This is a genomic window from Paenibacillus sp. MY03 (genome assembly GCF_002165585.1).
GTDB classification, from domain to species: Bacteria; Bacillota; Bacilli; order Paenibacillales; family Paenibacillaceae; genus Pristimantibacillus; species Pristimantibacillus agaridevorans.
Genome location: NZ_MXQD01000045.1, coordinates 73,152 through 81,950 on the forward strand (window position 1 = coordinate 73,152; position 8,799 = coordinate 81,950).

The 8,799-nt window shown below is 54.3% G+C and carries 2 protein-coding genes; one reads left to right on the forward strand and one right to left on the reverse strand.

Annotated features, from left to right (window positions below; genetic code table 11):
* The first annotated feature begins 20 nt into the window (after positions 1–20).
* A complete protein-coding gene (locus B1748_RS27955; protein ID WP_256975976.1) occupies positions 21–6,608 on the forward strand; it encodes an S-layer homology domain-containing protein in 6,588 nt (2,195 codons plus the stop codon).
* 131 nt (positions 6,609–6,739) lie between these two features.
* On the opposite strand, the gene B1748_RS27960 is transcribed toward B1748_RS27955, so the two are convergent.
* Positions 6,740–7,447 (reverse strand): nucleotidyltransferase domain-containing protein, encoded by a 708-nt coding sequence (locus B1748_RS27960; RefSeq protein ID WP_306299346.1) that lies wholly within the window; start codon positions 7,445–7,447, stop codon positions 6,740–6,742.
* Positions 7,448–8,799 lie beyond the last annotated feature (1,352 nt).

An 8,799-nucleotide genomic window follows, 5' to 3' on the forward strand; every position in this document is an offset into this window, starting at 1 on the left:
CGTGTAAGATCGTGAAAGCAATGAACGCGAGACATTGGAAAAAATGGCTGTCGGGAGCGACGGCGGCGACGCTGCTGCTCGGTGCCGTTCCGGCTCCTGCGCCGGCAAGCGCGGCTCCGGATGCCCCCAAGCTGATGATTACGGAACTCGTGCCGGATACGACGAATCTGCCCGGAGTCTCTACGGACGGCTACGAATTTATCGAAGTTTATAATAACAGCGATTCCCCGGTCGACTTCCGGGATTACTCGCTAATCTATCATTACATCGACGACAAAGGGGAAAAAACGACACCATGGCCGCTTACCTTGCCGGACACGGCGACGAGCATCCCGGCGTACGGCACGATCGTGCTCTGGGTCATGAACGCGGCCAACACCAAGGAGCCTGTGGCAAACTTCAACGGCGAATACGGCGTACAATTGACGGAAGGCGTATCGCTGTTCCGCGTGAGCGGCGGAGGCGGCATGAGCAACAGCGATCCGCGCGACTTGATCATCAAGGACGGAGAAGGCAATGTCGTATCGTCGGCATCCTATCAGGACGATAATCAGACAAAGCCGAACAAGGGCATTTTTTATACGTATCCCAAAGATGGAAGCACGGCTATGGTCATGATGGATGGCCCGGGAACGTTGGCTGCAACGCCGGGCTCCGTAACGAAGGATCAGGTGCCGGACAACGGCCAGGCCCCCAACCTGCCGCCGGTTATCGGCCATGCGCCGGTTACGGAAGCGACGCACGAGTCCGATCTGCTCATTACGGCGACCGTCGAAGATCCCGAATCGGCGGCGGTCACGGCAAGCGTCTACTACCGGAACGGCTCGGACGGCGTCTTCGCCAAGCTGGATATGGTGCCGGATAACGGCGTCTTCGCGGCTTCGATTCCGAAGTCCGCGCTGACTTCGCCGCTGCTCCAATATTATATCCAAGCTTCCGACGGCGTTACGGCGGCGACGACCCGCACTTACGACGTGGCCGTGGAGACGGACGATTTTGACTATAGCAAAGTGCCGCCCGTCTTGATTACGGAGCTGGTGCCGGACAGCGAGAACGTAAGCTCGACGGTGAGCAGCGACGCTTATGAATTCGTAGAAGTATACAACAATACGGATAGAGAGCTCGACTTCGCCAACTACGGTCTCTTCTACCGCTATCCCGACAAGGGGCCGGCCGGAGACGTGGCATGGCCGCTGGCGGAGAAGGGCAAAGTCGTGATCCCGCAAGGGGAATCCATCGTGCTCTGGATTACGAATCCCGCCAACGAGTCGACCAAGACGGCCGCGGATTTCAACGCCAACTACGGCACGGCGCTGGAAGTGGGCGTGAATCTGTTCCGGACGGAAGCCGTGGACGGCATGGCCAACGGCTCGGCCCGCGACCTGATCGTCAAGAACCTGCTGGGACAAGATATCGTGGTCGCTTCTTATCAGAATGACGATCAAACCAAGAAAAACATGGGCATCTTCTACTCGTACCCGTTTGACGGTACAGCGAGCATGCGCATGCTGCCGAACCCCGGCACGGTTGCCGCGACGCCGGGAACGGTAGCGGCCGAGCAGACGCCGGCGGTGCCGGTTCACCTGCCGGACGGCTCGGAGAACGAGACGCCGGTTATCGCGAATATTTCGCATGCATTCGTAGCCGGCGGCCTGGAAATCACGGCCGACGTTACGGATCCCGACGGTTCCGAGGCGCCTCAGGCCAAAGTATTCTACCGGACGAAGTCGCAATCCGCCTACGCCAGCGTACCCATGAATCCTTCGGGCGGCGAGTACAAGGGACTTATTCCGTCTTCGGTACTCGTCGAGGACGCGGTCTATTATTACATCGAAGCGGCGGACGGCCTTGGCCGGACGACGTCCGAAGAGACCGAGGTTAAGGTGGAGCTCGGCGACTTCGATCCGCAATCGGCGCCGGAACTGCTGATTACGGAATTGGTGCCGGACTCCGAGAACGTGGGCAGCGGCGACGGCTACGAATTCGTGGAAGTATACAACAACACGGACGGTCCCGTGAACCTTAAGGATTACCGCATGAATTACCGGTATACGGATTCCGGTCCATCCGCCGACGTTATTTGGCCGACGGACAAGGAAGACGTCGTGATTCCGGCGGGCGAGACGGTCGTCTTCTGGGTCATCAACGCCTACAACGGCTCTTCGACGGCAGCCGATTTCAACGCCAACTACGGCAACGCCGGATTGACGGAAGGCGTCAATCTCTTCCGGATGTACAGCGACGGCATGGCCAACGGCGGCAAGCGCGGCATCGTGATCGCGACGAACAGCGGCATCGAAATTTCGTCCGCGTATTATGACAATGACGAAGAGACGAAGGCGAACATGGGTATTTTCTACAAATACCCGCTGGACGGCACGACCACGATGATCAAATACAGCGCGGGTCTCGAATCCGCTACGCCGGGCAAAGTGGCGTCGGAGCAGATTTCGTCGATTCCGGTGCAGGTGCCTGCGGACAACGTTAATCCAACGGCTGCGGATTTGACGACAGTCGCTACGATCGACCAGTCGAGAAACATCGACCTCGTCGCGGACGCGAAGGACGATCGCATCGTCAAGACGGTGGCGCTGTATTACAAGGACAATCGCAAGGAAGATTATACAAAGCGTTATCTAAAGCGGAGCTACAACGATTCGTTGTATCGCCAGACTTTGTTCAGCCCCGAGCTGATCGGCCGCGATTACATTGACTATTACTTCGAGGTATCCGACGGCACGAATACCGTCAAGACGGCCACGAAGCGGGTCGACGTAACGGGAGGTCCCGAGCTGTCCGATCTGCGTCTTAACCTGAAGGAGAACGAGGTCGTCTCCGGGGATCTCATCCTGCGGGGAACGGGCAAGGACGTGCCGTGGAACGAGTTGACAATGTCCGTCGACGGCAACGAGTTGTCCGGCGGCACGTATGCCGCTCTGGAGAGCGGAGCGTTCTTCGCTTTCGAGACGCAGGGCGTCAATTATTATTTCAAAAACGCGGTCGTGGCGGACGGGGAAATTATTCATACGTTCCTTGATCCCATCGACAGCTGGTCGACGCTGACCGTGCCGATCTCGGCGGACTCCCTGAAGGAAGGGGACAACGTGCTCTCGATCTACGCCGGCTCCAAGTCGGGACCGTTCGACGATCGTCCGGAAGAGAACAAGGACGACTTCGAGATCCGGAATATTCGTCTCGTGCTGGCGGACGGAACGGAGCTGTACGATCCGAAGTTCAGCAATCCGCAGCAATCGCTTAAGATGGGGGACAGCGCGGGCAAGCACGAATTCCTTGACTTCACGTTCACGCTTGAGGCCGAGAAGCTGGCTTCCAAGGCATACGTTTGGCAGACGGCGGGCATCGAGGACGGCGATCACGTACTGACGCTGAGCCATCCCGATTACGCAACGTTGACGCGCAACGTGAAGGTGGATAATACGGCTCCTTCCATTGTGCCATCCGTAGAGGAAGGCAAGACGTATCGCGGCGAATTCGATCTGGATGCCTTGGTGACGGATGCTATCGCGGGCCTGGAAGCAACAACGGCTACGCTGGACGGAACGTCCGTCGCGCTTCCTTACGCCACCTCCTCGGCGGCGTTGACTCCAGGCGCCCATACTTTTGTCGTGAAGGCTGTCGACAAAGCAGGCAACGAGACTTCGTCTTCCGTAAGCTTCGAAGTGCCGGACGAGAATCCTATCGCGCCTGAGGTTGTCGCGCCGCTCCACAATGCGGGCAATATCGGAAATGCGGCGACGCTGACCGTCAAGGCGAAGGATCCGCTGGGCGATCTCATGCGCGTCATGTTCTTCCGCGGCTTCAACTATGACGCCAATGCGTCGGCCGGCTTCCAAGGGTACCGCGGCGCGTCAGATACGGAGCCGCCGAAGCGGGAAGTGCCGGGCGGCGAGAAGGCGTTCACGGCGGATGATTACGAGGCGATCGAAAGCGAGGACGGCAAGTATCTCATCGACGACGCGACGGAGCAATTCCCGTACCAGCGATTCGAGATAACGCTGGACGCCTCGGTGAAGGACAGCGATCTTGTGGACATTCGCTGGAAGGGCAAATCGCTGGAAGGACGCAAGGTTAGCTTGTACGCATGGAGTTCGGCAGATGCGAAGTGGATGATGCTGGATTCCGTCATCGCGGGCAATGAAGACTTCGAGCTGGGCGCGGAGGTAGCGGCGGGCGTTTATCGTCAGCGGGCTGTCGAGGGTTCCGTCGATCCGGACCGTATCGCGCTCATGGTACAGGACGAGCTGCCGGTATCGAACGATCCGTACGACTTCTCGTTCGTCTGGATGTCCGATACGCAGTATTATTCCGAGACGTATCACAAGTACTATCGCGACAACGTAAAGTGGATCGTCGACAATCTGGACGAGCAGAAGATTCGCTATGTTATTCACACAGGGGATATCGTCGACGAAGCCGATCAGGAATATCAATGGATTGAAGCCGACACGAACATGAAGGTGCTTGACGATGCGGGCGTGCCGTACGGCGTACTGGCGGGCAATCATGACGTCGACCACCAGAAGGGCACGTACGACGAGTACTGGAAGTGGTTCGGCGAAGACCGCTTCGTGAACCAGCCGACCTTTGGAGGTTCTTACAAAAATAACATGGGCCACTACGATCTTATCTCCGCCGGCGGCAACGATTTTATTATCGTCTACATGGGCTGGGGCCTCGCCGACGAAGAGATCGAATGGATGAACCAGGTCGTGAAGGCTCATCCCAATCACAAAGCGATTCTTGCAATGCACGAATACCTGCTCGTATCTGGCAACCGCGCTCCGATCGCGGACAAAGTGTACGAGGAGGTCGCGCTGCCGAACCCTAACGTGTTCGCCACGTTGTCCGGCCACTATCACGATGCCGAGCTCAAGACGGACGAAGTGGATGATGACGGTGACGGCAAGGCCGATCGCAAAGTGTATCAAATGCTCGCCGATTATCAAGGCGGGCCGGATGGCGGCCAGGGCTACATGAGGCTGATGCAGTTCGACATGGCGAACGACAAGCTGCATATCAAGACATATTCGCCGACGTTGAACGATTACAACTTCTACGATCCCGCAGAGTACCCGAGCAAAGACGAGTTCTCGCTTGATCTGAATCTGGACGCGGAGACAAAACGCGTCGCGACGGATTACTTCGGCGTTCGCGTGTACACGGAGCAGAAGATTGGCGATACGCAAGCAACGGAGAGCGGCAAAAATGCGTCGGTGGCATGGGACAGCTTGGCCCATGACGCAAGCTACGAATGGTATGCCGTAGCGGAAGACGATTACGAGGGTCGTACTCGCTCCGACATCTGGCGCTTCTACACGGGCAAAGCTCCGGAGCAGCCGGGAACGGATCCGGGCACGAATCCGGGGACGGGTACGCCTCCGACAAGCGGCGGCAATGAAGGCGGCGCGGACGTGAAGGACGGCGTCATTACCGTCAAGCCGGGCAAGGCTTCGGACGGAAGCCCTGTCTTTAAGGTGAACAAAACGCAAGTGAACGAAGCGATTAAGAGCGCGGCAGAGAAATATGTCGATATCCAGCTGCAGGCGGATACTTCTTCGGAGGAACAGCTTGTATTGGAGCTGTCTGCCGAAGCGATCGAGGCCTTGCAAGAAAGCGGCAAGACGATTCGCGTCGTTACGCCTCGCGTAACGGTCGAATATCCGGTCGGCGCGATTCCTCAGCAGGCGGGAGAAGGCTATGGTTTTGTACGACTGCGCGTCGATATCGGGGAGACAAAGCTGACGGAAGATGCCGTCGCCGACGCCATTAAGGATGACAAGGCGCTGCGCGGAACGGGCATCGTGTACGATCTGACCATGGTTTACGTTGGATCAGACGGCAAGGAAACGCCGATTTCATCGTTCGGCGAAGAGGTCATCGTGACGCGTACGCTGACGGCCGAGGAGACGAAGGCTATGGATCCGGAATACGCAGGCGTCTATTATCTGGACGGCTCGGGCGGAGCCGACTATATGGGCGGTTCGTTCAAGGGGAACACCGTAACCTTCCGGACGAAACACTTCTCGAGCTACGCTGTGATGGAATATCGCAAGACGTTCGCCGACATGAACGGCCATTGGGCGAAGGATTACGTCGGCAAGCTGGCCGCGAAGCATGCCATTACGGGCATTGACGGCACGAGATACGCTCCCGACCGTGACGTGACGCGCGCGGACTTCGCGGTTATCGCGGTGAAGGCGCTCGGATTCCTGGGCCTTGAGGCCGGACAATCCGAATTCCAGGATGTTGCATCAGGCAAATATTATGCGGCATACGTGGACAAAGCGCAGGAGCTGGGACTGGTAATGGGCTACGGCGGCCGATTCCGCCCGGAGGAGACGATTACCCGGGAGGAAGCCGCGGTCGTGCTCATGAGACTGTTCGCTTATTTGAACGAGGATGAAGCGGCAGCCGGCGACGAAGCTGCGTTCGCGGACATCGCGGAGGCGTCCCCGTGGGCGCGCGAAGCGATCGAAGCCGCGCAAGCGCTGGGTATCGTAGGCGGCAAGGGCGATGGACGTTTCGATCCGCATGCGGACGTGACGCGCGCCGAGATCGCCAAGATGATTACGCTGGCGATTCAATAACAAAAAGGGATGGTTCCCATGGCCGAGCGGTTGGCGGCGGCGGGGACCATCCCTTTTTTGGAGGAAATGAATAAGTTTTTCGCTTTCGTACCCGTTTAGATAAGAGCAACCACAAGCATTAAATTATTAATTCACAAAAATTTGAGCCAGGTATGACCTTCTGGAAATTGCCGGTTTAAAGAAGATTTCAGCCATGCTTTTTCTTGTGATAGAAGCGATGGAAGCATTGTTTGGAAATCATTATAATCCTTTTCACGTACTTGCGAACCACCGGCTTTATGAAGAAGTTGGATTTCGGGTCTCAAATAAGGTATGCCTTCATCGGTTCTCAAAAAAATTTCATCAACTGGCCTTCTAACTGATTTATTTCTCTTATAAATCCAAGAATTTTCGTAGGTATCAATTATCATAATCTGAAAAGCCCAAGGCGTTTCCTCGCTCTTGCTGACCCATATGTCATTTGTCGAATTCAAGTACTCTCCATCTTCCCAAAGTTCAAGCTTACCATTCTCCGCCTTGTATAACACCCAATCACGTTTTAAATACTGATAAGCGATTGATTGCTCATCACGTGTAATAATAATGTCTATATCACTATGTTCCCTTGTTTGCTTACGTAGATGCAAATCTAAAGCCCAACCTCCAGCGATAATCCACCGAAGCGGAATGCCAGAAAACATTTTATTTATTTCCGACACAGATAGTGGCATCCAATTACTTATATCCGTCCTCAAATCCAACCCACCCATATATTTTTCTAGTTTTAAATTCTTAATTCTGCACTTCCTGCGCGTTACTTCAAAGAAAAACGGCAGCCAATTATGTCTGGATACCGTCATGACAGGGGCGAACTATCGTTTTCCGTTAGGGTAATTTATTGATTAACAACTCATCGTCATTGGCTAGTCAATACGCTGCCAGCGTACAAAATGCTGTGCTTAATGGCAGCCCTATGCTTCGCTTTATTTATGAAGAAGGTGAAGTGATCCGTTTTATCAATTTAATTCTCTGTGTCCTTCGTGATAAAAAGAGCCCCACAAAATTGAAGATAGCGGAAAAATAAAGCGCCACAGTAGATGGGTTGTCTTTTTCATTTCCTTCTCCTTTCCAGGTGCTTAGCAAAGACACTAATAATACTATATACTCATTTCACCAAAATGAGACAGATGGAACTATCCTGCCCGTTACGTTCTCTATATGTTTCCCCAAAACGAAACGATAGTGTCTGTAGGATGAAGCTGCAGTCATTGCATGATGAGAATAAAGGGAAAATCTCCCTCTAATCTCGCTTCTATACCGGATTTTGTGGCTTTAAAGGGAAATCCTCCCTCTATTCTCCATCCAATTGGGGTCTGCCCTCTAGTCCACTTGATTTAGAGGGAGCTTTTCCCTCTAACACTTCGAAAAAACGAAAGAGCAGTCAATTAAAGAGCGCTTTTCCCCTTATAACCCCATAAAATGTATAAGTTTTCCGAGCTTGTCGGAGGTATGAAGTTTTTATTGGCGATTAAACCTACCTCATGCTTCCGAAGCGGCTTTGCTTTGCAAAGCCGGAGGTCGCTCATCTTCGAGAGTCCGAGGGTAGAGGTTTTCTCATTATTATAGAGTTTAAAAGTATCCCTCCTCTAGAAAGCGACGATTGGATGTCAAAAACGCCCGGTGAGCTGCAAAACGGGCAGGTGTGTCGGCAGGTGGGGCGGAAATGTAACGGACATTCTAGAACCTTAGCCGTCTGTTTTTCGTTAGCCACGATTGTAACGGACAAACGCGACTCTTAGAAACTCAAATGGGGTGGGATGCCTCTGATTTGAAGCTGTAAGAGTCGCTGATGTCCATTAGAATTTCAATTTGTTCGATTTCTCGCTCTAAGGGTCGCTGGTGTCCTTTACAATTTCGGTAGCCGGGCGTGGATTTCGTACGAGGCAAACAAGATCGCCGACAGGCGTTTTGCGCATGCTTGGGCAAGGATGCGCCTGACCTGTCTCTCTAACAGACATCAGTGACACTAATTGCGCCATTTTTGGTGAACACGAATTGTAACGGACAAGTTGGACGTTATTGGGCTGAATGAAGCAAAATAGGGCCCGAATGTTGCGAATAAGGTCGCCTGTGTCCGTTACAATTTAGAAACCTTGCAAAACGGATGGATAACGTCGTTCATGAGGCTGTCTATTCACTGTAGATAAGAACG